Annotated in this window: 2 protein-coding genes; both read right to left on the bottom strand. The window is 39.0% G+C overall.

What is annotated here, in order from left to right:
- Positions 1-144 precede the first annotated feature (144 nt).
- Complete coding sequence (locus V6C71_08225) at positions 145-1,059, bottom strand: alpha/beta hydrolase (GenBank protein HEY9768486.1); 915 nt, start codon at positions 1,057-1,059, stop codon at positions 145-147.
- Positions 1,060-1,251: 192 nt separating this feature from the next.
- Complete coding sequence (locus V6C71_08220; GenBank protein HEY9768485.1) at positions 1,252-1,443, bottom strand: hypothetical protein; 192 nt, start codon at positions 1,441-1,443, stop codon at positions 1,252-1,254.
- Positions 1,444-1,648: the final 205 nt, after the last annotated feature.

The following is a 1,648-nucleotide window of genomic DNA, read 5'->3' as shown; positions in this document are numbered from 1 at the left end:
AAAACTCATGAAATTGCGGGGCGTATCTTTGACAATGAATACGATCTGGCTATGACAATTATTCAAGCAATGAATCGAAGAAGTAAACAAGGCGATTACCACTTGAAGCGTTTTATATTTAATTCTGCCTAGCTACTTACTCTTTTAATAAGATACTTCAGCAGCATATTTTTGTTTAATTTCTGTTAACGTCTTTTTTAGAGCTTTTTCGTGTATCCAGCCGACGAAGCCTCCATATAAAAATTTTTTTTGGGGGGAGGCAACAAAGACGTGTTCTACTCTTAGTGGATTCCACCAAAGACGAATCGAGCTACCATCTTTGAGAACGATCGCTGTTGTAGCTTTATGAAAGTCTCGTTGATGAGCGTCTATCATTCCTGGAACTGACTGAAGACGTTGGATAACTTCATCTACGATTGTTGGTTCGCTGGTTTCTTGTAATGTTTGCGGATCGCTCCAGAATTCACGAATTGCTGCTTCTGTTCGGGGATGATTGCGAAGCACTGGATGAGACAACCCAGACAAACAGATAAAATGAGCATGGCGCACTTTGGTCGAACCGATCGCAATCGTTCCATCGCCACCGCCATCTACATTCCCAGCGATAACTAAAGTAGGGATACTAGCCGCAATTTGTTCGGCGATCGGTCTGCGGTTTTTCCCTAAATCTCTTGAAATGCCAATTCCAATATTGAAAGGATCGAAAATTCGTCCTAAACCTGCTCCCCCAAGTGGAGAGGCAATCAAAACTAAAGAATGTACTCGCCCGTGCCATTCGGGATGACGATTGAGAATTTCTAACCAAATTAATCCACCCATTGAATGACCAATAATCCTCATCGGTGTATTTGGATATTTATCGAGGGTAACCGTAGCATATTCCTCAACTGTCTCGATTAACGGCTCAATTCTCAGCCAGGTTTTAAAATATCCTAAGCTAGGCGCGATCGCGATAGTTTTTGGAGTTACCAGTCTTTTTACCAAATCAGCGATCGCTCGACGATTATCAGCCCAACCATGCTGTGCGAAAAGAATAAAATCTGGTTTTTCAACAGACATACTATTTGGACTCTAGGAAAAAAATAGAATAAATTAAGCTATAATAACGAGCTATTTTAGTAATTCCTTATTGTATTAATCATGATTACGAATTATTTTGATTAACTTGAGCTTCATTTATTTAAAAAAATATTTTTAACTGTATTTTAAAAAAATAATTGTAAAATCCATTTTAGGTAAGTAATTGTCGCGTTAGCGAAGCTCCGACCCTGGAGGCTCGCTATTTTCAAGATGAAGTGGTGGAAATCCAATAACATTATATCTAGTAGTTGAGATTTCAATTCCTGCATTATCGAAAGCTTTCAGAAGATCTCGACTGACTGCATCTTTGAGAGCGCGAATAGCTCGTTCTCTAACGACAAAACGAACGTAAGTTCTAACCAATTGTTAGTAATGCGATAGTAAACTTTAGGTGTCAAGTCGTGGGGATGTAAAAAATAGCGATCGTGCATAATTATTAAAGCTTCCCGACTCATTTGGTTAATGCTTTCGGTGTGGTGTTCTACACATTCCAATAAAATTCGCTCCGCACGATCGCGATCGACATTATAAGAAATGGGAATACTAATTTCTTATTTCTCGCTCAAAC

Origin of the sequence: Coleofasciculaceae cyanobacterium, from assembly GCA_036703275.1 — a bacterium.
In the GTDB taxonomy this organism is placed as follows: domain Bacteria; phylum Cyanobacteriota; class Cyanobacteriia; order Cyanobacteriales; family Xenococcaceae; genus Waterburya.
Note: the sequence above shows the minus strand (reverse complement) of the source record. Positions and strands in the feature narration are given on the sequence as shown.